General features: G+C 38.0%; 27 protein-coding genes. 10 read left to right on the top strand and 17 right to left on the bottom strand.

All coding sequences use genetic code 11. The features are described 5' to 3' along the window. Positions 1-105: 105 nt before the first annotated feature. Positions 106-1,038 carry a hydrogen peroxide-inducible genes activator gene (locus DUT70_RS11275; RefSeq protein WP_113647435.1) on the top strand — a complete coding sequence of 311 codons (933 nt, stop codon included), beginning with the start codon at positions 106-108 and terminating at the stop codon, positions 1,036-1,038. 10 nt (positions 1,039-1,048) lie between these two features. Here the strand turns inward: DUT70_RS11275 and DUT70_RS11270 are convergent, their stop codons facing one another. Then, positions 1,049-1,963: a hypothetical protein gene (locus DUT70_RS11270; protein ID WP_128353352.1), complete on the bottom strand. Its 915-nt coding sequence runs from the start codon at positions 1,961-1,963 to the stop codon at positions 1,049-1,051. Positions 1,964-2,148: 185 nt separating this feature from the next. On the opposite strand from DUT70_RS11270, the gene DUT70_RS11265 reads away from it, so the two are divergent. From DUT70_RS11265 to DUT70_RS11245, 5 genes are all read left to right on the top strand, one after another. Then, positions 2,149-2,775, top strand: coding sequence for a response regulator transcription factor (locus DUT70_RS11265; RefSeq protein WP_113647433.1), 627 nt, complete (start codon positions 2,149-2,151; stop codon positions 2,773-2,775). A gap of 78 nt (positions 2,776-2,853) precedes the next feature. Then, complete coding sequence (locus DUT70_RS11260; RefSeq protein ID WP_113647432.1) at positions 2,854-3,210, top strand: VOC family protein; 357 nt, start codon at positions 2,854-2,856, stop codon at positions 3,208-3,210. A gap of 15 nt (positions 3,211-3,225) precedes the next feature. Continuing rightward, complete coding sequence (locus DUT70_RS11255) at positions 3,226-4,122, top strand: helix-turn-helix domain-containing protein (protein ID WP_113647431.1); 897 nt, start codon at positions 3,226-3,228, stop codon at positions 4,120-4,122. A gap of 298 nt (positions 4,123-4,420) precedes the next feature. After that, positions 4,421-7,606, top strand: coding sequence for a SusC/RagA family TonB-linked outer membrane protein (locus DUT70_RS11250; protein WP_113647430.1), 3,186 nt, complete (start codon positions 4,421-4,423; stop codon positions 7,604-7,606). 16 nt (positions 7,607-7,622) lie between these two features. After that, complete coding sequence (locus DUT70_RS11245; protein ID WP_113647735.1) at positions 7,623-9,089, top strand: RagB/SusD family nutrient uptake outer membrane protein; 1,467 nt, start codon at positions 7,623-7,625, stop codon at positions 9,087-9,089. 59 nt (positions 9,090-9,148) lie between these two features. Here DUT70_RS11245 and DUT70_RS11240 read toward each other — a convergent pair whose 3' ends face one another. The 6 genes from DUT70_RS11240 to DUT70_RS11215 form a co-directional block, all read right to left on the bottom strand. Then, positions 9,149-9,523 carry a DUF2784 domain-containing protein gene (locus DUT70_RS11240; protein WP_113647429.1) on the bottom strand — a complete coding sequence of 125 codons (375 nt, stop codon included), beginning with the start codon at positions 9,521-9,523 and terminating at the stop codon, positions 9,149-9,151. Then, complete coding sequence (locus DUT70_RS11235; RefSeq protein ID WP_113647428.1) at positions 9,520-9,969, bottom strand: hypothetical protein; 450 nt, start codon at positions 9,967-9,969, stop codon at positions 9,520-9,522. Before DUT70_RS11235 ends, DUT70_RS11240 begins: the two co-directional genes overlap by 4 nt. 67 nt (positions 9,970-10,036) lie before the next feature. Further along, positions 10,037-10,606 (bottom strand): hypothetical protein, encoded by a 570-nt coding sequence (locus tag DUT70_RS11230; protein WP_113647427.1) that lies wholly within the window; start codon positions 10,604-10,606, stop codon positions 10,037-10,039. 268 nt (positions 10,607-10,874) lie between these two features. Then, the gene (locus DUT70_RS11225; RefSeq protein ID WP_113647426.1) at positions 10,875-11,489 is read right to left on the bottom strand and encodes a superoxide dismutase; all 615 of its coding nucleotides are present in this window, start codon (positions 11,487-11,489) and stop codon (positions 10,875-10,877) included. A gap of 85 nt (positions 11,490-11,574) precedes the next feature. After that, a complete protein-coding gene (locus tag DUT70_RS11220) occupies positions 11,575-12,048 on the bottom strand; it encodes a nucleoside deaminase (protein WP_113647425.1) in 474 nt (157 codons plus the stop codon). 114 nt (positions 12,049-12,162) lie between these two features. Beyond that, a complete protein-coding gene (locus tag DUT70_RS11215) occupies positions 12,163-12,498 on the bottom strand; it encodes a tRNA-binding protein (protein ID WP_113647424.1) in 336 nt (111 codons plus the stop codon). Between the two features lie 82 nt (positions 12,499-12,580). Here DUT70_RS11215 and DUT70_RS11210 point away from each other — a divergent pair, with 82 nt between their 5' ends. Together DUT70_RS11210 and DUT70_RS11205 are read left to right on the top strand one after the other, a co-directional pair. Next, positions 12,581-13,768 carry a class I SAM-dependent rRNA methyltransferase gene (locus DUT70_RS11210; RefSeq protein ID WP_113647423.1) on the top strand — a complete coding sequence of 396 codons (1,188 nt, stop codon included), beginning with the start codon at positions 12,581-12,583 and terminating at the stop codon, positions 13,766-13,768. A gap of 65 nt (positions 13,769-13,833) precedes the next feature. Then, complete coding sequence (locus DUT70_RS11205) at positions 13,834-14,733, top strand: bestrophin family protein (protein WP_113647422.1); 900 nt, start codon at positions 13,834-13,836, stop codon at positions 14,731-14,733. A 164-nt stretch (positions 14,734-14,897) separates the two neighbouring features. Here the strand turns inward: DUT70_RS11205 and DUT70_RS11200 are convergent, their stop codons facing one another. From DUT70_RS11200 to DUT70_RS11175, 6 genes are all read right to left on the bottom strand, one after another. Beyond that, positions 14,898-15,149, bottom strand: coding sequence for a DUF6814 family protein (locus DUT70_RS11200; RefSeq protein WP_113647421.1), 252 nt, complete (start codon positions 15,147-15,149; stop codon positions 14,898-14,900). 3 nt (positions 15,150-15,152) lie between these two features. Next, positions 15,153-16,682 (bottom strand): MFS transporter, encoded by a 1,530-nt coding sequence (locus tag DUT70_RS11195; RefSeq protein ID WP_113647420.1) that lies wholly within the window; start codon positions 16,680-16,682, stop codon positions 15,153-15,155. A gap of 79 nt (positions 16,683-16,761) precedes the next feature. Next, positions 16,762-17,523 (bottom strand): SDR family oxidoreductase, encoded by a 762-nt coding sequence (locus DUT70_RS11190; protein ID WP_113647419.1) that lies wholly within the window; start codon positions 17,521-17,523, stop codon positions 16,762-16,764. Between the two features lie 65 nt (positions 17,524-17,588). Then, entirely contained in the window at positions 17,589-17,972 is a 384-nt protein-coding gene (locus DUT70_RS11185; protein ID WP_113647418.1) for a helix-turn-helix domain-containing protein, read from the bottom strand. Between the two features lie 53 nt (positions 17,973-18,025). After that, positions 18,026-19,081 carry a nucleoid-associated protein gene (locus DUT70_RS11180; protein ID WP_113647417.1) on the bottom strand — a complete coding sequence of 352 codons (1,056 nt, stop codon included), beginning with the start codon at positions 19,079-19,081 and terminating at the stop codon, positions 18,026-18,028. A 171-nt stretch (positions 19,082-19,252) separates the two neighbouring features. Further along, entirely contained in the window at positions 19,253-20,041 is a 789-nt protein-coding gene (locus DUT70_RS11175) for a TerC family protein (protein ID WP_113647416.1), read from the bottom strand. Between the two features lie 205 nt (positions 20,042-20,246). Here DUT70_RS11175 and DUT70_RS11170 point away from each other — a divergent pair, with 205 nt between their 5' ends. Next, positions 20,247-21,848, top strand: coding sequence for an amidase family protein (locus tag DUT70_RS11170; RefSeq protein ID WP_113647415.1), 1,602 nt, complete (start codon positions 20,247-20,249; stop codon positions 21,846-21,848). Between the two features lie 78 nt (positions 21,849-21,926). Here DUT70_RS11170 and DUT70_RS11165 read toward each other — a convergent pair whose 3' ends face one another. After that, positions 21,927-23,222 (bottom strand): DUF6600 domain-containing protein, encoded by a 1,296-nt coding sequence (locus DUT70_RS11165; RefSeq protein WP_113647414.1) that lies wholly within the window; start codon positions 23,220-23,222, stop codon positions 21,927-21,929. Positions 23,223-23,507: 285 nt separating this feature from the next. Between DUT70_RS11165 and DUT70_RS11160 the strand changes: the two genes are divergently transcribed. Further along, positions 23,508-24,221 carry an SAM-dependent methyltransferase gene (locus tag DUT70_RS11160; protein WP_113647413.1) on the top strand — a complete coding sequence of 238 codons (714 nt, stop codon included), beginning with the start codon at positions 23,508-23,510 and terminating at the stop codon, positions 24,219-24,221. A gap of 9 nt (positions 24,222-24,230) precedes the next feature. Here the strand turns inward: DUT70_RS11160 and DUT70_RS11155 are convergent, their stop codons facing one another. Genes DUT70_RS11155 through DUT70_RS11145 form a run of 3 tightly spaced genes read right to left on the bottom strand, consistent with a single transcriptional unit; the run spans position 24,231 to position 25,319 of the window. Continuing rightward, entirely contained in the window at positions 24,231-24,668 is a 438-nt protein-coding gene (locus DUT70_RS11155) for a hypothetical protein (RefSeq protein WP_113647412.1), read from the bottom strand. Further along, positions 24,655-25,026, bottom strand: coding sequence for a phage holin family protein (locus DUT70_RS11150; protein WP_162926612.1), 372 nt, complete (start codon positions 25,024-25,026; stop codon positions 24,655-24,657). Before DUT70_RS11150 ends, DUT70_RS11155 begins: the two co-directional genes overlap by 14 nt. A 26-nt stretch (positions 25,027-25,052) precedes the next feature. Beyond that, entirely contained in the window at positions 25,053-25,319 is a 267-nt protein-coding gene (locus tag DUT70_RS11145) for a YtxH domain-containing protein (protein WP_113647410.1), read from the bottom strand. Between the last annotated feature and the right edge of the window lie 17 nt (positions 25,320-25,336).

Here is a 25,336-nt window from a genome sequence, read left to right as displayed (position 1 = left end):
GTTTTTAGCTAGATGTTTTGACAAAATATTGGCTTTTTTGCCGTGTTTTTAAGTGAATATTTACTAAGTTTATAGTGAAATAAAAATGATATCAATTTTAACTATATGACACTTGTTCAGCTTGAATATATCGTGGCCGTTGATACTTACCGTAGTTTTGTGAGTGCTGCGGAGAAATGTTTTGTGACCCAGCCAACCTTAAGTATGCAAATACAGAAGCTTGAGGAATTTCTAAATGTCAAACTTTTTGACCGAAGCAAGCAGCCTGTAACACCTACAGAAATAGGTTCGCAAATTATTGAGCAAGCAAGAATTGTGCTTCAAGAAAATAGTAAGATCAAAGAAATCATTAATAACCAACAGCAGGATATTACTGGGGAGTTGAAAATTGGGATTATACCGACCATTGCTCCATATCTCTTGCCTGAGGTGATTGCGGCAATGTTGCAAAAATATCCCGAATTAAAATTGATGATTTGGGAATACACCACCGAAGACATTATCCACCACCTAAAAACAGGGGTAATTGATTGTGGCATTTTGGCCACTCCTTTGGTAGATACCAATATTGTGGAGCAACCCCTATATTATGAAACCTTTGTAGGTTATGTTAGCAAGAACAGTAAGTTGTTTAAGAAAAAAGCCATTGACGCGGGAGATTTTGAAGAAGAAAACATTTGGTTGTTAAACGAAGGCCATTGTATGCGATCACAAGTTTTAAATATTTGCCGATCCACAAAGAACAATAAACTGCAGGCGCTTACCTATAACACAGGAAGTGTAGAGACATTGATCAGAATGGTAGATGTTAATGATGGAACCACCTTGTTGCCTGAACTTTCGTTACATGATTTAAATAGCAAGCAACTTAATAAGGTCCGTTACTTCAGATCTCCAGAACCAGTACGTGAAATCAGTTTGGTAACCCACAAGAGCTTTGTGAAAAAGAAAATGCTGGATGCATTGAAAGAAGAAATATTGGCACTTATTCCTAAAGGGATGAAAAATAGAAAGAAAAAAGATGTTGTAGGCATTTAGTTCGCCTACGTTATACATCTGAGTAAGCAGTATCTTTCAGCTTGTTGGGTTTAAGGTAAATAAATTCACGTTTGGCATCAATAATAATGTTAAAACGTTTCAGTACATCACCCCCTAAGATGCTCATTTTTTGGCGGCCAATTGCACCATCGAAAAAACCAACTGGAATATTTTTAAGATCGAAATCGCCTAAGGTGAAATTCGAAAGAATTGCTTTCTTGATTTTCAAGATATTGCCGTAAGAATCTTTTAATTGTTTCTCGCTCGTTATAGTAAGCTGTTTAGATAATCTATTGGCATTTGAGAATTGATCATCAAATAATATTGAGCCCGCATAACCAGAATGTATTAAAAACATATTACTAATATTGGTATTGCCTACCTGACATTGGGCCGTTACAAACATCATATCATCGTTATAGTCGATACTTAACCTTTGATATTTCTTGATGTTTTTTGGGAGTTCGTCTCGGATAAATATTTTGCTTTCTTCAAAGTCTATATCAACGATTTTGTCTTTGAATAAATCCAGTCCAAACTTGCCATCTGTGCTTGGGCCAGAGTTTTTGTTTTCCCAAATAGGAATGTTTTTCCAAGTCAATTCGCCAATCTGTAAGTCATTGCTTTTACTGTGCCTGGAAGTATTGCCTGCACCGCCCCAACTACTTACACTATCGGTTCTGTCGAAAGTTACACTTTTTATTCTCCCTATTGCCTCTTCTGTAAGTGTTACCGATGAAGCTGCTAAATGGAACATTAGCTCCACAGTGTCTTTTTGATTTAAAATACCTTTAATAGATAGGTTGTTGTGAGCGGTCAGTTTAAAGGGTATAAGGTATTGCTTAAGTGCGCTTGGGCGCTGGGCCATTAGTTGGCAAGTAGCCAAAAATAGAAGAATAAATAGGCTGTATTTTTTCAAGAACATTTGATTTCTGCTAAATATAAAGCTAATATAAAATAAAAAACTAGCGGGTAAGATAAATATCACCCTAAAGGGGTTAGTTTTTAGATAAAAAATGCCATTAATGATGGTTAAATCAAGGCTTAGAGGGTGAAAGTTTATAAAATAAACTTGAGAAGTACTACATTTAGGTTATCTAACCTTAATTTATGAAAGACATTTTACGCATTGTTATCATCGATGATGATGAAATCTGGCGAAAAGGATGTGAGCTATCATTGTCGGAAATAGCTGGTTTTGAAATCGTTGAGAGTTGTGACGTTTCAACCTTAGATTTAAATGTTTTGGCATCCCATCAATTTCAGTTAATGCTTGTAGGGATCAATCAGCTAAGCTTTAATCACATCAAATTTTTAACTGAAATTAAAAGCAAAATTCCCAAAGTTCCCATCATTGTTTTAACCATTTTTTCAAAGCCAGAGTTAATTTTTGAAATTTTTAAAACTGGTATTTTGGGTTACATTACTAAGGGCTTAAGTGTTCATAAGTTGTTGAATGCTATGAAGATAGTTGCCGATGGTAGCGGTTTTTTTTGTGATGATGTCACTAAAATGATCATCAATTTCTTTCAGAAAAATGTAGGCTCTCCATTAACAAAAAGAGAAACAGAAATCTTACAATGCATTGCCGAAGGTAAGGCCAAAACACAAATAGCCTTTGAACTTTTCATCGATCAAAACACGGTAAGAACCCATGTTAAAAATATTTATAGTAAACTGAGTGTTACCTCGAAATTCGAAGCGATCAGGGTAGCTAAAACGATGCGGCTTATATAAATCTGAAATATCACCCCTTTCGGGTGATATTGCTGATCATTTCCCTATCTAACTTTAAGTCATTACCTATTTAAGACCATGAAAAAACCGACGATAAAACATTATCATGTCAGGGTTAGCAATTTAATAAATGCTACTGCTTTTTTTAGAGAGCGACTCAACCTACCTGTAAAACTAAAATCACTGAGGCATTTTGAAGGTGCCATCGTTTTTTACAGTCCAACGATACAGATCTTTATTTCGGAGAGGATTTATCCAAAACAAACCACTGAAATACATCTTGATACAGAAGATTGTCTGGAACATTACTATCGTTTTAAGGCCAATAATGTGGTGTTCAAAAATGAACCACACTATTTACCGCATGGGCTATCTGTTGAATTTACAGATGTAGACGGTAATAATTATTACCTGCTCGAATCACGTAGTTATTAATTTAAGTTTTTTGCTATGCGTTATTTCAAAGAACTGAGCAACCGTAATAGGATTGTAAGTGAACAGACTTGTAATGCTGTGGTTAACTTACAGGATACTTCCTGTTACGTCATTAAGTTTGTAATATCAGGCAGTGAGAAGTGTATTGTGAACAGTAGGGCAATGAGCATTTTTCCTGACAGTTTTACGGTAATTAATGCAGGAACGGATTATTGCAGTTTAATCGACTCGATAAGTCCTGTACATACCCTTACTCTTTATCTAGATACAAAATTTGTAGCGGATTTCAACCGATGTTTTTCTTTAGATCACGAGGACCTGCTTGCTCATACCGAATCTAAGGACAAGCCTCAATTTGTGGAAACATTATATCCCCTAGTTGGAAACCTAAACTACAATATCGCACATTTGAAAAAGCAGATAAGTAATGGAATTGAGGATGAAATGCTAATTAACGAGTATTTACATCATTGTTTGATTGGCTATTACCAGATTTATACTCAAGAGATTGACAATAAATATCAGCGCTTGAGCTTTCTTAAGACTAAAACAAAGAAGGAGATTTTTAGGCGGCTTTTACTAGCTAAGGAATACCTTCACAGCAATTCCGATAAAGAGGTTAAATTGGAAGATTTAGCTAAATATTGTTGTCTTTCCACCAATCATTTGTTGCGTACTTTTAAGGAAGCCTTTGGGAAAAGTCCGTGGCAATATCTAATTCAGCTTCGCTTAGATCGGGCAAAGTCGTTCTTAAGAACAACGGATTATCCTTTAAGCGAAATCATTTGTTTGGTCGGCTTCGAAAGCCTTAGTTCGTTTGTAAGGCTTTTTAAAACAAGTGTAGGAATCACACCATTTAAATATAAAAGATTAAACGCTATCAAAAACAACTTTTTTGAGTTAAGGCATTAGTTATCAAATTGTAGCGAAATAAAAAAAGGTGATATTCGCATATTTTTTTTAAATAAGTGAACTTACCTTTGAAGTAGGTAACGGACAGATTTTGTAGAAGTTTAGCCGTTTAGTTAATAATTAATTTGGAAAAGCAAACGCCAGGATTGGGTTTGCTTTTCATTTTTTCGCCTTTTTCAAAAAAGGTGATATTCGCACATTTTTTAGAATCTGCATGGCCTTACTTTGTATGGTAAGGGCCTTCCTAAAATGCAGGGCTAATTAAAAAACACTATTAACTAACTAAATCAGTATTCTTATGAAACAAAAATTACTATTATTGGTAATTGCTGTTTTATCTTATTTTGTCGTACAGGCTCAAGATAGGGTAATAACAGGCACAGTAACTTCTAAAGAAGATGGGCAACCGATCCCTGGGGTAAGCGTAAAAGTGCCCGGAACTAAAATTGGGACAGTTACCGCCGCTAATGGCAGGTTCACGTTGTCTATCCCTTCTAATGCACGTTCTTTAGAGGTAAGCTATATCGGCTTTGCCACCCAAACGGTAGAAATAAGCTCTGGAAACGTAATTGACGTGGTATTGTCGGAAGATACCAAGGCTTTGGGTGAAGTGGTGGTGACGGGCTACGCAATAACTAAAAAGAAGGAATTCACAGGTTCGGCTTCTGTAGTTAAAGGTGATGATCTGAAAGATAAGCCCATCCAAAGCTTTGCTCAAGGTTTAACGGGCCAAGCCGCAGGTGTTAGTATCGTGCAGCCAAATGGTTTATTGAACAATCCTCCCGTAATACGAGTAAGAGGAGTAAGTTCTATTTCATTAAACTCATTTCCGTTAGTTGTTGTTGATGGCATACCTTTTCCAACGGCAGATATTTCTGCTAATTCATCTGCCAACAATCCGCTAGGAGATATTAATCCTTCTGATATTGAATCGATAGATATCTTGAAAGATGCTGCTTCTACTGCAATTTACGGATCTAGAGCTGCAGCAGGTGTTTTAGTAATTACTACAAAAAAGGGTAAGACAGGTGATGCAAAAGTGACCTATGACGGTTGGTTCGGTGTAAATAACGCAGTAAGACTGCCTGAACTTTTGAATGCGCAACAATACATTGATTCAAAAAACATTGCGGTAAAAAATGCATTGGCATTAAATGCGAATGCTGTAACAGCAAGTCAAAGGGATGCGAACAATAATAGCTTCTTTCCTAGCTATAATGCAGATGGGTCTTTAGTAGACACCAAATGGTATGATGAAGTGTATAGAACAGCCTATTCACAAAACCACAATGTTACAATAAGTGGAGGGACTACTAAAACTACTTATTATCTTTCAGGAGGCCTTTCCGACCAAGACGGTTTTTTAAGGGCAAACTCCTTTCGTAGATACTCTGCTCGTGCCAACTTAACCCATAAGGTAACAACTTGGTTAAGTTTAAGTGCAAATATTAACTATAATAATAGCATCAATAATTCGCCCAATAGCGGCTCAACGCCAGGTGCGGCATTTAACTCTTCGGGTTTGGGTCGTATCGCTATTGCTGCTGCGCCAAATGTTTCTGTATACAATACATCGGGAACTTATAACTTGGCAGGACAGTACATTGGAAACAATGCAAACTTGATCGCTGCAACTTGGGCGCACCCGGGAGTAGTTATTGATAAGGATAAAAATAGTTCTGAAAACAATCGTTTTTTAACGAATCTTAGTGCTACAGCCAATATCGTTGATGGCTTGAGTTTTAAAACAAATTTTTCGTGGGATCGTAGTAACAGTGAAAATATCCAATTTTTGAATCCTCTTTCTGGTGATGGTTTTAGTTTTAACGGTTATGCCTATAATCATAATCAACGAAGAAATAACTGGAACTGGATTAACACGTTGCAGTATAATAAAACTTTCGGAGGAGACCATAATTTAACGTTGTTGCTAGGGTCAGATGTCCAGAGTACGAGAACAACAAACTGGGGCGCTGTTCGCCAAGGCTTGGGTGATCCTACTTTCTTTAACCAATTTCAAGGCACCTATGTGACAAATGTTCCTCCAGCCAATGGAAACAATATTTCTGAAATTGCCTTTGAAGCCTATTTAGCTAGTATCAACTATAACTATAAGGGAAGATATTTTGTAAGTGGTAATTTTAGACGAGATGGAAACTCTGGTTTAGCATTTGCAAATAGATGGGGCAGTTTCGGAGGGGCATCTATTGGATGGGCCATTTCTCAAGAAGATTTCTTTAAAAATTCATCTTTAGGTTCTATTATTAATAACTTCCGTTTGCGTGCTAGTTATGGTAAAACAGGTAATGGTAATGTTGGTTCTTATAATGAATTCACTACATATTCTTCTGCTCTCTATGGTGTTTCGCCATTTGCATGGGTATATAATCAAGCTGGAAATCAAAACCTAAGATGGGAAACAAGCAAACAAACCGATATAGGTTTAACCCTAGGCTTTTTGAATGATAGGATTACTCTTGAAGCGGATTATTTTAATAAAAACATTGATAATCTAATTTTAGCGGTACCTCAGGCGCCTTCAAAAGGAATTCCTTTTAATACAAGTACCGATGTTTCGGGAACGATCTTGACCAATGTTGGTTCGATGTATAATAGAGGTTTCGAATTTGCTTTATCAGGAAATCTCATCAAAACACAAAAGTTCACTTGGACGGCAAATTTAAATTTTACGACACTTAACAATAAAGTAACTGAATTAGATCCTAATGTGCAGCAAATCATTACTGCTACAGGTAGTTTAGAAAATACAAGTATCACAACGGTAGGTTATCCTATTGCAAGTATTTATGCAGTTAAAACTAACGGGGTAAATCCAGCTAATGGTAGACGAATATTTGTTAATGCGGCTGGGAGAGAGGTTCAATATCTGCATCAAGGAGGTGTTAATGCTTGGACTTATTTAGACGGCACACCAGCGGCAGCACCGTCTGGAGATGCTCAAATTGTTGGTAGTACGCTTCCAAAATGGTACGGTGGATTTAATAATACTTTGACCTACGGCAATTTTGACTTAAATGTAATGTTCACGTTTTCTGGAGGGAATAAGATTTACAATGGTAGTAGAGCGGGACTTCTGGACCAGCGCTTTTGGAATAATTCTACAGAAATTTTGAACGCTTGGACTACACCTGGTCAAATTACTGATATTCCAAGAAGAGTATATGGAGATAACGTATCTAACGGATCTTCGTTTGCGATAGATGCTAATGTAGAAAAAGCTGATTTCCTCAGGTTACAGTCAGCAACTCTAGGATATAAAATTCCGAGGTCTATTTTTGGACGCACAGGCATTAATTCCTTAAGGGTTTACGCATCTGTTAATAATGCTTTTATCATCACCAAATATACAGGTGTTGACCCTGAAATATCTACAAATGGTAACTCTAACTTATCAAGTGGTGTAGAGCGAAATAGTATTCCTCAAGGTAGGCAATTTACTTTTGGACTTAGTTTAGGATTATAATTAAATGATAATGAACATGAAAAATTTTCAAATAAATACATATACAAAGAAGATTATTTTTGTCTTTGCATTGGTTTTGCCAATGCTAGGATTCGTGTCTTCCTGTAAAAAGGATTTTCTTTTAAAGAAACCAGAACTAAATTTATTAGATCAGGATGCTTTTGCTAATCCAACGAGAATCTTGGCACAAGTCAATGGTCTTTATACTTCTGTTAAATCAGGAAATTTTCTTGGTGGTAGATATCAAATATATAATGATATTAGGGGTGAAGATTTTGTGAATAGGCTAAGTAATGGTGTAACAGGGTATACCGTTTACCAAGCCACAAATAACAACTCGGATAACAATGTTACCAATTTATGGACTTACGGCTACTTAACGATTAATAGAGTCAATCTATTTTTACAAGGTTTGTCTCAAAATCCAGGAATATTATCTGCTGCTATACAATCCAATTATGAAGGTGAAGCCAAATTTGTTAGAGCTTTGAGTTATTTCTCATTAATTCAAATTTTTGCTAAGCCCTATGTATCGGATAATGGTGTGTCGCGAGGACTGCCGTTGAGGTTACAGGCAGAACAATCGTTAGAAAATAACGATTTAAAAAGCAGCACTGTTGCGGCTGTATACACACAAATCTTAAAGGATTTGAATGATGCAGAAGTTGCATTGCCAGCAACTTATAGCACGCCTTTGCTGAGAACTACAAGAGCCCATAAAAATACAGCTATTGCATTAAAAATAAGAGTATATATGGCAATGGGTAAGTATCCCGAAGCCTTAATAGAGGGAAACAAATTAGTGCCGCAAACGGCACCTTTTCAAAATGCAACAAATGTGGCTCATGCATTACAACCTAACATTGCAAATGTATTTGCTGCACCCTATACCACAAGTGAGTCCATATTTTCCCTCCCATTTGCTGACACAAATGCCCCAGGAACACAAAACCAGCTAGGATATTACTTCAATGCCGGAAATTTGGAGTATTATTTTAGAGCTGCAGCAGGGATATATGGCGATGCTGCTTGGCCAGTAACCGACACAAGAAAGTCAGCACTAACAGCAGTATTCACTGGAATAGGGCCCTACTCTACTAAGTTCTCTGGTAACAGTCCGTATGTTGATTTCGTGCCAATTATTCGTTACGCGGAAGTTTTATTAAATGTTGCAGAATGCGAAGCTTCTGTAAGTGGAGGTAATATGGTTAGGGCTAGAGCCATTTTGGATGCGGTTAGGCAGCGATCTGATGCCACATATAATTTCGGTGTTTTAACGCCCATTACCTTATTGGCTGCAATTCTTAAAGAAAGAAGAATTGAGCTAATAACTGAAGGATTTAATTATAATGATTTCGCAAGGAGAAATATGGCTCTTCCTTCTTTTGGCGCAGGCTCTTCTATTCCTGTTACGGATGCACGTTATACTTTCCCAATTCCTTTATTAGAATTAAATACTAATAAACTGGTAAATAATTTTTAAAAAATATTTTTATTGAAAGAGGTTATCGAAAATATAGCCTCTTTCATTTTGATATCTTTCTATTTAAGAAAGGTTTTTTGGAGAAAATTAACCTTCACAGAATAAACAATAGCAATTAAAAAACTGCCTGAAGTAATAAGGTCAACGGTGCCATCAGGGATGTTTCTTCCAGTGAGCTGATCCAAATGGTATTTAACAAATGAATTGGGCAAATTGGTTTCGCCTAACTTGGTTTTAACCTGCCATTGCCAATCGGTAATGGGACAGTAGCCCAAGCCATACCAAATTCCTAAAATAAGCCAGCAAGCTAGCGTAATACCAATAACGTATAGGTGTAGCTTTCTGGTTTTTGGCCAAATCCAAGCAAATAGGTTAAGGCCAATAATAACGAGATGTAAAACAGTTAAAAGGTAGTCGAGTATTAGTGGGCTCACGGGGTTCCGCTTCCAGATTTAAGACCTTCAATGCCTACCACTTTTTCTTCTTCTTCACCTTTTTTCTTTTTCTTCTTTTTCTTGGTCGGGTCTACGCCGTTCAAACGATCTTCAATAACCTTGTCAAATTCTGCAATTTGCTCTGGTTTTAAAACAGCTTTTATGTTTTTGTTAGTTTCGTTATTTAAACGGTATAATTTCGATATTTCCTCGTCGTTAAAGCCTGTAGCTTGTTGTTTCTTGCCTAATGCAATTTGTTCTTTTGCTAAATTATAAGCATAGTTATAAATCACACTTTTTTGCGTAGAGCTTAGCTTTAGGCGAGTTTCTAATTCGTCTACATTCTTTTTAGCTAACTCTTCTGGAGTTGGCATTTTGGGTTGTTGCGCCATTGCAGCAACGGCCACTGTGGTGAAAAGAAGAAGAGCGGATAAAAACTTTTTCATGGTGCTTAACTATAGTTTAACGCTGCAATTTAGGAATTTTTTAACAAAACATCATCGATTAAGGTACTTAGCTTTGGGCTGTAGGAGGAAATGTAATTGGAAGTTTAGAATCTTTAGTTTCCGCCCTAAATAAAAAGAAAATAGATGTTCCTTGGAGAATGGTTTGAGTGAGGTTAGCCATGCCAATAATCGGATTAGCCAAATAAAATGTAATCATCAAAGGAAGACCTACAAGTCCAATTAATAGAAATGCCAGTAAAACATATTTTAACCATGTTGTACCTGTTCTCGCTAAAAGACCAAAGCCAGCTATAATTAATAGAGAAAATAGGCCAGTGAAAATAGAGAAATCTGGCATGGTAGCAGCTAAAAATATAAAATTAATACCTCCCAAAGCAGCAGATGCTAAAATTAGATTCGATGCTAGAATATAATCGCTATTGACTTGCTTTTTTTCTTTTGGAGCAAGCGCACTTTGTATATAGGTATTTTGTTCTTCCGAGAATTCATATCCTCTGTCTTTTAGAATTTCGGCTGCATATTCAATAGCATCGGGTACGTAACCTTTATTTGGTAGTAGGTATTTTTCTAGTTCTTCGTTAGATTTTTGAAGGAGCAGGTTTTTGTTTACTCTCATGGTTCGGTCAAGTTAGATAAGAGCAAAATAAACAAATTGGATTATGTTGCAATGAACTTTGTAAAATAAACCCGATTGAAGTGGTTATCCTTTTTGTTTTTATTGTCATCCTGAACGCTAGTGAAGAATCTGTTTGATTGAGCTGCTTAGAAGTAGATTCCTCGTATCTCGGAATGACAGCATTGTTGAAACAAAAAGATAAGAACGAAAAGCGGGACTATCGTATCCGAAGTCCCGCTTTGGTTGCTTTTCTAAAAAAGAAATTGAATTATTTACCTAATGCTTTTTTATAGCGCTCAGCTACTGCATCCCAGTTTACCACGTTCCATATTGCCGCTAAATAATCAGGGCGTTTGTTTTGGTATTTTAAGTAGTAAGCGTGCTCCCAAACATCGATACCGAAAATAGGTGTACCTTTTTGTTCAGCGATGTCCATTAAAGGATTGTCTTGGTTAGCAGTAGAAGATACGAATAATTTACCGTCGGCACCTACTGAAAGCCAAGCCCAGCCAGAGCCAAAACGGGTTGCGCCGGCATCTTGCAATTTTGTTTTTAGGTCAGCAAAAGAACCGAAAGTATCGTTAATTGCTTTCGCTAAATCGCCTGTTGGCTCACCACCTTTGTTCGGTCCTAAAACAGTCCAAAATAGTGAGTGGTTATAATGACCGCCACCATTGTTGCGTACTGCAGCAGGATATTTAGAAATGTTTTTGATGATGTCATCCAAGTTGGCGTTTGCTTCTGGTTTGCCCTCCAAAGCTTTGTTTAAATTGGTAACGTAAGCTTGGTGGTGCTTGCCATGGTGAATTTCCATGGTTGCTTTGTCGATATGTGGTTCTAAAGCGTCGGTTGCGTATGCTAACGCAGGTAATTCAAAAGCCATAATATTTATTTTTTAAGGTTATTTAAATGTTATCTCTACAAATATAGCAGAGAAAGGTTAAGTTTTATTCAATTGTTTGTCAAGATTACTTGCGCTTATTGATAAAAAAGGCCGACATGAGGCTACCGCATTCTTCGGCCAAAATACCTCCTGTTAACAACGTTTTTGGATGCAAAAGGTTTTGGTTAATCTTGGTGAAGCCACGCTTTTCTTCTTTGGCGCCGTAAACAATCCTACTCACTTGTGTCCAGTAGCTAGCCCCTGCGCACATTACACATGGTTCAATGGTGACGTATAAGGTGCAGTCTTTTAAATATTTGCCGCCCAGGGTTTGTGCTGCGGCGGTAAAGGCCTGCATTTCGGCATGTGCAGTTACGTCATTAAGTTGCTCGGTAAGGTTGTAGCCCCTGCCAATTACTTTACCTTTGCAGACCACAACGGCTCCAATGGGAATCTCTTGCGCATCGTAAGCTCTTTTAGCCTCGTTGAGGGCTAAGCGCATGAAGTGTTCGTCTTCTTGCTGCGGGTTGGCGTTTTCTTCGAAGTTATAGAAGGACATTGGTTAATTGTTTAACTGTTGGAATTGTTTTTTCTTTGAACAAAGAGCAAGGAGCAAAGAATAAAGATATTGGTTGCTATTTTTGTCTTTTATCTTTGTTCTTTCATCCTTAATCTAGATTAGCTTACTACCATTTGGTACTTTATGGGCTACGCTGCTCAATACAATGTCCCCGTTTTCATCGGCAAAGCCTGTCACCAAAAATTCGCTCATAAACTTGCCAATCTGTTTTTTTGGAAAATTGATGACGCCAATAATTTGGCGACCAATTAAATCTGATAGGGTATAATGTTTGGTGATTTGTGCACTGCTCATTTTAATGCCAAATTCGCCAAAATCAACCTTCACTTTATAGGCGGGCTTGCGTGCTTCGGGATATTCAAAGGCTTCTATAATGGTGCCTACCCTTAGCTCAACTTTTTCAAAATCATTCCAGCTAATTTCTTCCATAATCCAAAAATAAGGTTTTGGTTGATTAGATAACTGAAAACTGCTTTCTAATCACTGAAAACTTTTTCCATATCTTTGCAAAATGGTAGAAATCAAGCTAAAAAAAGGAAAAGAAAAAGCCGTGTATCAACGACATCCTTGGGTGTTTTCTGGCGCTTTGGATAAGGTAAAGGGAAAGCCTGAAAATGGTGATGTGGTGAAAGTATTGGATGCACAAGGTGAATTTTTAGCCTATGGTTACTATAACGACCAGTCTCGTGTAGCTGTCAGATTGCTGGAATGGGATGAAAATGTGAGCATTGATGAGGCTTGGTACGAACAAAAAGTGAATACGGCTATTGATGGTAGAGCTCATTTGTTGGCCAATGAGGCAACTACCGCTTGTCGTTTGATTTTTAGCGAAGCTGATTTTTTACCTGGACTAATTGTAGACCGTTATGCAGATTTTCTTTCGGTGCAGATATTAAGTTCGGGCATTGAAAAAGCGAAAGACACCATTATTAAAGTATTGGTAAAACGTTTACAGCCTAAAGGAATTTTTGATAGGAGCGATGCTACGGCTCGTACCCACGAGGGAATTACGGCTGAGAATGGCTTGCTTTGGGGCGAAAATCCTGCCGAGTTTATTGAAGTAAAAGAGAATGGAATTAAATACCATATCAATATTGCAGAAGGGCAGAAATCTGGCTTTTATTGCGACCAACGTGATAACCGAAGCATTTTGGCCTCGTACAGCAAGGGTAAAACCGTGTTGGATTGTTTTAGCTATAGTGGTGGTTTTAGCTTGAATGCTTTTGCGCAAGGCGCTGCCGAAGTGACCAGCGTGGATAGCTCGGCTTTAGCTATTGAAACGTTAAAACAGAATATGGTGTTGAACCAATTCGACGCGGCTAAACATGTTGCGATTCAAAGTGATGTGAACAAACAATTGCGCCAATTTAACGACGAAGGCAAAAAGTTTGACGTGGTGGTGTTAGATCCTCCAAAATACGCCCCTTCACGTTCGGCATTGGATAGGGCGGCAAGGGCCTACAAAGATTTGAACCGTAGAGGTTTGATGTTGTTGGAAAGTGGCGGTTTGTTGGCTACCTTTTCTTGCTCTGGTGCGGTGGATATTGAAACTTTTAAACAAATTATTGCTTGGGCCGCTTTGGATGCAGGCAAGGAGGTACAGATCATTAAGCAATTTTGCCAACCCGAAGACCATCCTGTAAGGTTGTCTTTTCCAGAAGGAGAGTATTTAAAAGGATTATTGCTTCGAGTGGTTTAATATTTAAAAAATATCTAACTATTTTTCTAATTTGTTGTTAAGAAACCAACAAACAGAAAAACCCTATGCTTCTTGTCAACAACATTCGGCTAAGTAGAATTATCATTAACACTTGGTACGTGGATATTATCATGATTGCTTCCTGTATGGGAGCCTATTTTATCCGTGAATATCTCATTGCCTACCATTTTTCTATTCCAACCATTATCCCTACAGTGTTGGGTACGGCAATTGCTTTTTTCATTGGTTTTAACAATAATCAGGCTTATGATAGATGGTGGGAAGCCAGAAAAGTTTGGGGCGGTTTAGTAAACGATTCGCGTTCATTTGCGCGTAGCTTGCTTAGTTATGTACCGCAAAGCGATGAAAATAATGTGCTTGTACAGAGGATGGTACATAGGCACATTGCTTTTTTATATGCCTTAAAAGCTAAGTTGCGTGGAACGGTAGATTTAATTTACGTGAAGTATTTGGATGAGGAGGAACGTACGCAAGTGGAAAAACAGGCTAATATCCATAACGCCATTTTACATAAGCAGTCTGAAGATTTAGAAAAGCTTTACAGTTGCGGGAAAATAGATGGCTTTAAGTTTATGCAAATCAATGAGCTGTTGGTAAAATTCAGTGACCAAATGGGGATGAGCGAACGGATTAAAAATACTGTTTTCCCTACCACGTACAGTTATTTAACCAAGGTTTTTATCTGGCTTTTTGTGGTGACATTTACGTTGGTGATTAGTCAAGAAATGGGCGTTTGGTCTATTTTTATGGGCTGGATGATTGGTTTTGTATTCGTTTCTACTCAAATTAATGGGATGAACTTGGTTGATCCGTTTGAAAATAATGTAGCGGGTATTCCTTTGAATCAAATTACCAGAACAATAGAAATTAATTTGCTGGAAATGATGGGGGAGGAAGATACGCCACCTCCAATTTTGCCGATTAATGATGAGTATGTGCTTTAACTTCTTTGGGGTCTTTGCGTATCTTATCCTTTCTTAGCGGTTTAATTTTTACCGCAAAGGTTTTATGAAGTTTGGCAAACGAGGCAAAGTTTGGTTCTACTACATTCACAAAAAAAGCCCAACGAAAATTAATCCGCTGGGCTTTCAAATAGTGTTGGTCGGTTTTAAAGTTCTTCTGAATTGGTGGGTAGCTCGTCAAACTCACCTGCTAGTGCATATTTTCCAAAAATCACCAACCCTGCAGCAATTGGAATATAAATGAGCAGGATAATGCCCCATTGAAGGGCGGTGTTGGTTTGGTCAATTCCTGCGGGCGCCATGCTGATTTTGTCCCAAGCTTGCCAAAACATAAATATCGTTGAAAGTGGACCTAAAAGGATCCAAACAATGCCTAAAGTTCTTTTTAATGCTTTCATGGTCTAGTCGTTTACGTTTTCGTCTCTTTTGTTAGATAAATAAATGGTGCCTATGACAAAACAAAGTGCAGCTATGCCAATAGGATACCATAGGCCTGATAGTGGTGTAGAACCTTTAAAACTGGCAATTAATGTCGCTACAAAAGGTACTAAGCCTCCGAATACGCCATTTCCAATGTGATAAGGTAACGACATAGAAGTATAACGGATCTTGGTTGGGAAAAGTTCTACTAAAAACGCTGCAATTGGTCCATATACCATGGTTACCAATAATACTTGGAAGAAAATTAATCCTACAAATACCCAGAAGTCGTTAGAAGCTAATTTTTTGTCTTTGTAAAGCACTGGTGCATGGCCAATCGCTTTACTGGCATCCGCATAAACGGTATCTACCTGTACTTTATGGAAAGAAGAACCGTCAAGCAAACTCACTATGGTAGTGGTTGTCGCCAGGCTATCTCCGTTTTCATGTATCGCTGTGCGTAAAGTGATTGGTGCAGAAATTTCTTTGATTTCGGTAGGTGTAACATTACTTACGTCTGTTCTATCCAAAAACTCTTGATAAATGGGACGATAGCAAAGAACGCCTAGCAACATCCCTGTAAGCATGATCCATTTTCGGCCAACTTTATCGCTCCAAGCGCCAAATATTACAAAGAATGGTGTGGCAAAGGCAATGCCCCAAAGCAACATATATCTCGAATCGTTAAAATCTACTTTACAGGTATTTTCGATGAAGGACTGCGCGTAGAATTGCCCCGTGTACCAAACCACCCCTTGTCCCATGGCTGCGCCAAAGAGGGCTAACAATACCATTTTAAAGTTCGATTTTTTGCTGAAGCTTTCTTTTAGTGGATTTTTAGAAATGTTTCCTTCGCTTTTAAGTTTACTGAACAAAGGAGATTCGTGCATCTTCATACGGATGTAAACCGATACCAAAATCAACACGATGGAAAGTAAGAACGGAACTCTCCATCCCCAATCGGCAAATTGCTCAGCACCGATGATGTTTTTGGTCAATACAATTACGCCAAGGGAAAGAAATAAACCCAAAGTTGCTGTGGTTTGTATCCAACTGGTAAAGAAGCCACGTTTGCCTTTAGGAGCATGCTCGGCAACGTAAGTAGCTGCTCCGCCATATTCTCCTCCTAAGGCCAAGCCCTGTATTAATCTTAAAATTAAAACTAAAATAGGTGCCGCATAGCCGATGCTTTGATAGGAAGGAATTAAGCCAATTAAAAAAGTGGAGCCTCCCATGAGCACCAAAGTGAGCAAAAAGGTGTATTTACGACCAATTAGATCGCCCAAACGCCCAAATACTAATGCGCCAAATGGCCTGACAATAAAACCTGCCGCAAAAATGGCTAAGGTATTGATCAAGGCTGAAGCGCCTGCGTCTGAAGGAAAGAGCTGGGATCCGATGATGGTGGCCAAACTACCGAAGATGTAGAAGTCGTACCATTCAATGAGCGTCCCCAAAGAGGACGCTCCAATAACTTTGAAAATGTTGTTGGTTTTGGGTTGGTGGTTCATATAAAGGTTAGGTTCAAAATACTAAAACTAAACCTTTAAACTCTAAATCACAACATTTTACTGAAAATATGCTAAGATTCTACAGATACATACCGCCAGATGCTTCTAGTCGTTGCGCATTTACCCAACGGGCTTCTTCCGAACATAGGAAAGCTACTACACCGCCAATATCATCAGGCAAACCTACTCTTCCTAGTGCTGTATTGCCAGCAATTACTTTGTTTACTTGTTCGTTGTCTCTCACTACGCCACCGCCAAAATCGGTTTCAATGGCACCAGGAGCAATGGTATTTACGGCAATCCCTCTAGCGCCAAGTTCTTTTGCCAGATATTTGGTAAGGACTTCAATGGCTCCTTTTAATGCTGAGTAAACGCTATAACCTGGCATTGCGAAGCGAGTTAAGCCTGTAGAAACGGTAACAATTCTTCCGCCGTCGGCAATTAAAGGCAATAATTTTTGGGTAAGAAAGTATACTCCTTTAAAGTGGATATTGGTGAGCAGATCAAATTGTTCCTCGGTAGTTTCGGTAAAAGGCGTGTTGATCCCAATACCTGCGTTGTTGATTAAGAAGTCGAAATTGGTTCTGTTCCATTCCTCGTTTAAAACAGTGCTTAGTTGTGAGGAAAAGTCTGTAAAAGTTTTTACCTCTCCTACATTTAGCTGTACTGCCGCTGCTTTTCTGCCTAAAAATTCAATCGTGCTAACTACTTCGTCGGCCTCTTTTTTATTACTGTTGTAAGTAATGATGACGTCATTCCCTTTTTTTGCCAATGCGATGGCCATATTTTTTCCTAAACCACGGCTTGAGCCAGTAACTAGTGCTATTTTTTGTGTTTCCATTCTATTTGTATCTTTAAATTCAATACAAATATCAGGGCTAAAGTTGTGATAAAAATGGTGACAGTTTAAGTATTTTCTATCAACTGTCTTCGATATTGTTTGGGTGTAACTCCCTCAAATGACTTGAAAAATTTGGTGAAATTGGTTGGGTCGGTAAAAGTGAGGTTAAAGCTGATTTCGTTAATAGGCTTATGCGTTTGGCTCAGCATTTTCTTGGCTTCGTCCATTACCCTTTGTTCTGCAAAATGGCAGGGAGAATAACCTGTAGTTAATTTAATGGTATTGCTAAAGTGCGTGGGATGGATAAATAATTTGGATGCAAAATCTTTGATATGATACATTTTTTCGGTTCGCCCAACCAAAATATCCTCGATATGGGCATCAAGCAAAACAAAAAAATCTTTGGTAATCTCTTCTTTACGGCTTAGCAGTTTTTTAGGAATTGGCATGTACTAATTTAACAATAGTCCAACCATTATTTCATAAACGAACTGTCATAAATTTATTGCTCTTCTTTGAAATACAGTTTGTAGCAATTCATCCCCTTTTCGGCATCATATTCTTTTTCTATCATGTCTTTATTCCCATGGATGTAAACATGAAAGTTTTTATCAAGCTTTAAAATGCTTTTATAGTCTTTCGCCTGCTTTTTTACAGCAGCATCAGAGATGTCAAAAGTGTCTGCAATTTGGGTGTCAAACTCTTCTTCGTAGGATTGTTTATAGTTTTTAAAAAGCTCAATCCCTTCTTCGTTAGCAATTACCTCATTGGCAAATTCGTCTATGTCAAAAGTTTCTTTCTCTTTAAAATATTTCATCGATCGGTTGAGCAAATCGATTTTATCTGTTTTCTCAACGTCGAATTCTTGGTCTAATTTTTCAGTAACGAAGTTCTTGTAAACATCCATTACATTTTGGGTTTTGTTGAAATTGTCATTTCTCACTTTCAACATCAAGAATTGATCTTTCCAATAAGCTGCTTCAGAGGTACGACTGGTATTGTCAACCACTACTACTTTGTAGCCTTCTTCAGCTTCAGTCTTGAAAATTAAGCAGCCTTTGTCTAGCTTGTTGATGTTGATGCCTTGTTGCTCGTAGCTGATATTAAAACCACCATTTTCGGGGTAAACCTTGATGTAGCTTTCCTTACTTTCCGAACGGAAAATACCAATAGCATCGTGTAAGTCACCTTCAATTTGTACATTTTCGAAGTAACCTACATACAATTCTCCTCCTTTAACTTTCGGATGGTCTGCTACTTCAAACAAGTAAGTCGCGATGTTTTTGCTGTTCTCGTGGAATAATCCGCCATCAGCAAATACTTCTGAAGCAAGGCGGTAAATTTCGTTCGAATTTAAATCGTTATTGTGCTGGGTAAAGCGATACACTTCATTAACCTTTTGAAAAGGGGAAAGAAAGTACTGCTTTAGCAGCTGGTTAAGCATTTCGTCGTCTATATGCATAGAACTGTCAGCAAGCGAATAATATTCTTCGTTTGTTTTGTTCCCAACATGATGCACAGAAAGTTCTGCTAAATTCGATTCGAAAAAAGATACCATAAATTTGAATTGAGGAGCAAAGGTATTAAAAAAGTCAGCAGTACGGAAGATGGAAAAATAAAGGAGATTTCTCCTTGATATATTGGCGGTGGGAAGTTTCTCGAAATGAAAGTTTGGGGGACAAAAAAAGGGCTTTCGTTTCCGAAGCCCTTCTGCTATTTTTTAAAAAAGTTATTTCTTTTCTTCCTCTACTGGTGTGTTGCGTAGCTGAACAGGTTTTGACGCGTTCTTTTTCATTCTCAAATTCAGCATCTCTACCAAAACAGAAAACGCCATGGCAAAATATACATAACCTTTAGGGATATGTTGATCTAAGCCTTCTGCCAATAAAGAAACGCCAATTAATAATAGGAATGATAATGCAAGCATTTTCACTGTAGGGTGCTTGTTTACAAAATTGCTTATGGCACCTGCAGATATCATCATGATAATGACAGCAATCACTACAGCGGCAATCATGATTTCGATATGATCGGCCATACCTACCGCGGTAATTACCGAATCGAGTGAGAAAACAATGTCCAAAATTAAAATCTGGATAATGGTCCCCGTAAAAGAATGTGGTTTTACATTGCCTTCACTTTCGTTTTCTCCTTCGAGCTTATTGTGGATTTCGTGGGTACTTTTGTAGATCAGGAATAAACCTCCTATTAGTAGAATCAGGTCTCTACCAGAGATGGCCAGTTTTTCAAGCCAAACGGTGTCTGTAATGCCAATCCAATCACCAATGTTAAATAGTGGAGCGGTAAGTCTCATGATCCAACTTAAAGACATCAGCAACAGCACACGGGTAATCATGGCTAAGGCCAAACCTACTTGGCGTGCTTTCTTTTGTTGATTTTGCGGGAGTTTTCCCGCCAAAATAGAGATAAAGACAATATTGTCTATCCCTAGTACAATTTCTAAAACAGTTAATGTGAGTAGTGATATCCAGGCTTCTGGACTACTTAAAAATTCCATAAATAATTTCTAAAAAATATATGTTCGAAGATAAAACAAAAAAAGGTAGCTTTTGCTTCGTTGCCAAATGAAATATTTTTTTACTTCAATTAAGAGGATAAAATGGGCTGAAATTTCCAAATTTTGAAACCGTAAAGGTGTCATTTTAAAGAATAAAAAATTAAATTTGAATTAATCTACAAGAAGTTATATAAATATCTATCCTATGAAATACTCAAAATGCTTTGCAATAGCACTTATTGCCCTTTTTATCACATTTAATGCTGAAGCCCAAATAAACACAGACAGCCTGAAGCTGCCGCAAATCCAATCCAATACTTTAAAAACAGCGTTAATACCTTTTTTAAAAAAAGCTTTACTCGGATTTTCGGAAGAACGGTATGAATATTTAAAGCCTTTTATCTTAGAAAAAAGCATTCCTCAAATACAGAAAGCTATTTATGCACGTAAGTTTTCATACTTGCAATTAACCCAGTTTTTTCTGTTTCGCATTGCCAAATTCGAAACCACTGCTGGTACTTCTCTTCATGCCATTATTGCCCTTAATCCAAATATTATAGCAGAGGCTAAAGAAAAAGACGTGCAGCTTAAAAATAGAAAAGCAAAGCACGAAATTTTCGGAATGCCCATTTTATTGAAAGATAATATTGGCAGCAAAAATATGAAAACCACTGCTGGTGCTTTGGCCTTAATTGACAATGAAGCTGATGATGCCTTTGTTGTAAAACAGTTGAAAGCAAGAGGGGCTTTGATACTCGGAAAGGTAAATTTAAGCGAATGGGCATTTTTTTTAAGTTTTAATTGTCCAATCGGCTATTCGGCTGTGGGAGGGCAAACGTTAAATCCATACGGGCCTGGTAAGTTTGAAACAGGTGGCTCTAGTTCGGGAAGCGCCGTGGCAGTAGCCGCTAATTATGCGGTGGCTTCAATAGGTACAGAAACTTCAGGATCAATTCTTTTCCCATCGAGCAAAAACGCGGTAGTGGGTTTAAAACCTACTCTTGGTTCGCTCAGCCGAACTGGAATTATTCCATTATCATCAACTTTTGATACTCCAGGGGCAATCACGAAAAATGTAGTGGACAATGCAATTGTGTTTTCAGCTATGCTTGGAAAAGACGAAACAGACCCAGAATCAGTTAAAGTAGAAAACCAAGATAATTTAAAACGGAGTCTAAATCATACCTCTTTAAAAGGAAAACGTTTTGGCGTCATTTCATCTTATTTAAAAGACTCATTGTATGCCAATGCAATTGTAAAGCTTAAAGATGCTGGAGCAGTTCTGGTTGAGATAAACAAGGAGACTGATTTTTCTTTAGTCGGGGATATGTTGAAGATATTGAGTTATGATTTCAAAAACGACCTAAATCACTACCTTCAGCGTTATGCCTCGAAGAATGTAAAAATCAAATCTGTTTCTGATCTCGTCAATTTCAACAAAGCCAATGCCGATTTAAGAATACCTTTTGGGCAATCCAGAATTGAAAATGCTGAAAAAAATACCAGCTCGTTAGCAGAAATTACAGCAACCAAAAATAAGCTTAAGAATGAAGGTGGTATTGCTCTTAAAAAAAATTTTAGTGAATATAGTTTAGATGCGATTTTATCGATTGATAATAGTGACGCGATGGAAGCGGCAATTGCGAGATACCCAGCTTTGGCAATGCCGATGGGTTGCTCTGATAAAGGACAGCCTGCCGCATTAACATTTATAGCTAAACCATTCGAGGAATATAAGCTACTGTCGTTAGCAGCTGCTTATGAGCAAATTTCACCGTCCAGAAAACCTCCGTTAAGCTATAAGTAGTATGATGAAATGTATTGTCTTTTGCGCTTAGCTTACAAAAAGAAAAGGATGGCCAAATGGTCATCCTTTTCTTTTTGTTTAACCTCTTCCAGGTCTGCCGCCGCTGCTTTCGCTACGGTTAGGTCTTCCTGAACTTGAAGAACCAGATGATCTGCTATTTGAGCCAGATGACTGAGTTCTTTCTACTCTTTCTGTCCTTTGTGGCTGCGGTTGAGAACGTTCCATTCTCTCTGGGCGTTCCGTGCTTCTTTGTGGAGGAGCAGCTTGTTGGCTTCTTCCTTCAGATGACGATGAACGAGAAGGGAACGTTGGTCTGCTACGTTCAGCTTCCCGATTGTTTTGTTCAGTAGGTGTCGCTGCTTCCCTTTCTCTAGATCTTCCAAAAACACTGCTTCGATCGTTCCCACGACTGTTATTGTTGTCAACTCTGGTTTCTCTGGTAGGCGTAGTTGTATTGCCACGGTCTCTGGAGATATTGCTATCGTCGATATTTCGATTGTTAGCTCTATCTCCTCTGTTGGTATAAACATCATCTGCGCCACCACGACCTGGTCTGCTTACCACGCCACCTCTGTCAATTCTGTCTCTGGTTACACTACCGTCTACCGCTTGTCTTGGAGCTGCTTTAGCATTATCGCTTCCTCTACTCGGACGTGGGGCATAAATATTTACGGTGTTATTTTCAATCCTACTGGCACCTGATCTATTTGCTCTAGAAACATTGTATACGGTTACATCGCGGTTGGTTGCTCTCCTGATATCATCAGCTCTTGGACCAGTGTAATAAGTCCTGTTATTACGTACATACGTATTGTTAATGATTACCGTGTTTTGGATGTATACCCTGTTTCTTCCGCTATAATATCTAGGATAGCTGTTGTAATAGATGTTTCTTTCAGGAATAAAGTTCCAGCAGAAATCAGGCATTACATAACGACGTCCAATATTGATGTTGATATTAATGCTTGGACCTAAGGGAGCCCATCCATAATAACCGCCACCACTTCTCCAACTTACCCAAGCAGGTCCCCAAACGGTGTCTGGAAGCCATACCCATCTGTTGTACCTGTTGTATATCCAACGACCATAATGGAATGGTGCCCATCCCCAGTCGTAATTAGATACCCAAGTGTTACCGTATTCGGTCATTGCCCAACGGCCATTGGTGTAGTACGGTCTAAATTCATCCTGGTCTACATCTGGTCGCCAAACGTAGCCATACTCTGGATCATTGATCCAAGTTCCATAGGGAGAAAGCTCATCGTAAAATGTTTGCAGAGAAACATCATCATATTGAGCTTTTGCTTCTTGTGTGGTCCCGGTGAGGAGCAAAAGTCCAAGCACCACTGCCGAGAATTTGATCAAGCTTTTCATGTTTGTGTGTTTTAAATATTTTAATTAATTAACCTAACGGTTAGTGAATATCAATTTGAGAACCAAAGAATGTTAAAACCTGTTAAAGCAACAAGAAAGTTGCGGCTTTGTGATATTTAACGTATGTTTCAGTACTTTAAGTGTGTGTTTCTGTCTTAAAATTATGTCATTAATAGGTTGTTGTAGAACTAAATTTGATACAGAAACAACCTAACGAAACACCAATTGGCACTTTGTTGTTTTTAAAAACTTTAATTTTGATGTTGAATAGCTAATATATTATAGATGAAAAAAGGTACATTATTTTTAATTCCCGTTCCCTTGGCAGATGATGCCGCCCACAAATCTTTCACGCCATTTTTGGTAGACACGGTTAACAGCATCAACACTTATATTGTGGAGAATGAAAAGACGGCCCGTAGGTTTTTAAAGGAAGCAGGATTAAAAACGCCTCAAAGCGAATTGCTTATCCACGATTATGGTAAACATAAAAGAGGCAGTTCATTAGTGCCTTTTTTTAAGGAACTGAATGAGGGGATTAGTGTGGGGCTCATGAGCGAAGCAGGTTGTCCAGGAGTTGCAGATCCAGGAGCGGATATTGTTGCCGAAGCACATCGCAGAAATATTAAAGTGGTGCCTTTGGTTGGTCCAAATGCCATGTTGCAGGCATTAATGGCTTCGGGCTTTAGCGGACAAAGTTATGCATTTAGTGGCTACCTGCCTATTGATAAAGGCGACAGAAGCAAGCGGATCAAGGATTTGGAGCAAATGTCACAACGTTATCGACAGACGCAATTGTTTATGGAAACGCCTTTTAGAAATAATCAATTATTGGAAGAAGTTTTAAAAAACTGCCAGCCCAATACGTTGTTGTGTATTGCCAGCAATATTAACGCGGCGGATGAATATATTAAAACATTGCCCATTAGTTTATGGCGCAAAGAAAAAGTAGACCTTCATAAAAAGCCTACTGTATTTTTAATTTATAAAGAAAGTTGATTTGAAAGTTTAGTAAGTTTCGCTATCAGGTGGAATGCCATAGTCTACAAAACTTACTTCATCTTTTTTTCTCTTTGAAGTGAAGAGTGATTTCACTTTGCTGAAAATGCCTGTTAAGCTTTCGGCATCCAAAGATTTACCAATCTTACCCGAAACCAAAGCCGCAATACCTTTGGTTAAAAATCCAGAGCCTCTAAAAACGGTTTTGTTTAAAAATAAAGGCAGTATTAACGACATGATACTGCCGCTTAAATTGGTTTTTTCATCTAACTTCAACAAGCTTTGCGGATTAAAGAAATCTTTGATCAGGTTTAAAGGAGAAAACTGCTTAATATAAGTTTTAGTATCGGCCTTTAATTGGTCTTCTTTTGCCAAATATTCGCTCTTCACACGACTCATTTCAAGCTGTAAGTCAGCTAAGGATCCTATATCTCTACGCTTCTTCATCTTTATCTGCTATTTTGTCAAAGTATTTTTTAATAAACATGTTCACCAAAAGTCTTTCGATGAATTTATCCTTGGTTAAGAAAACGATAATGGATAAGAGTAAATAGATGCCTGCTACACAGCCAAATCCAGCAACATAACTACCAAACACCTCTGCAAGGTATAGGGCCAGCGTAATTGTTCCTAGTATAAAAGCTAATAGAAAGCATACCACTACCACTGTGTTGGTAATGAGATCTGAAAATAGTTTGGAACCCTTCTCTACCGATTTTAAGTGTATATACTCTAATCGGGTATCGACATAGCTTTTCGCATCAGATACAAGTTCCTCGATATTCTTTTCTTTTTTTTCTTCCATTATCGTTTATCAAAGGTGTTTAAACTTTATACGTGTTCTACTTCGTCAGAGTATTCTTGCTCCACATCACGAAGTTTACCTTTTATAGAATTAACTACTTTGTCTTTTAAACTACCCAAGTTGTTAATTTCGTCTGCTGCTCTTTCTTTGATTGAATCACCGAAATCTTTTAATGACTGACCTAATTTGTCGCGGGTGTCACTGCCTTTATCTGGGGCAAAAAGTATTCCTAGGGCTGCTCCTGCTGCTAAGCCAGCTAACAAGGCTACTACTACTTTTGAATTGTCGCTCATGTTTTTATAGTTTTATG

It is taken from the genome of Pedobacter chitinilyticus (genome assembly GCF_003313385.1).
Lineage (GTDB): Bacteria > Bacteroidota > Bacteroidia > Sphingobacteriales > Sphingobacteriaceae > Pedobacter > Pedobacter chitinilyticus.
This window is presented reverse-complemented; position numbering and strand designations above follow the sequence as displayed.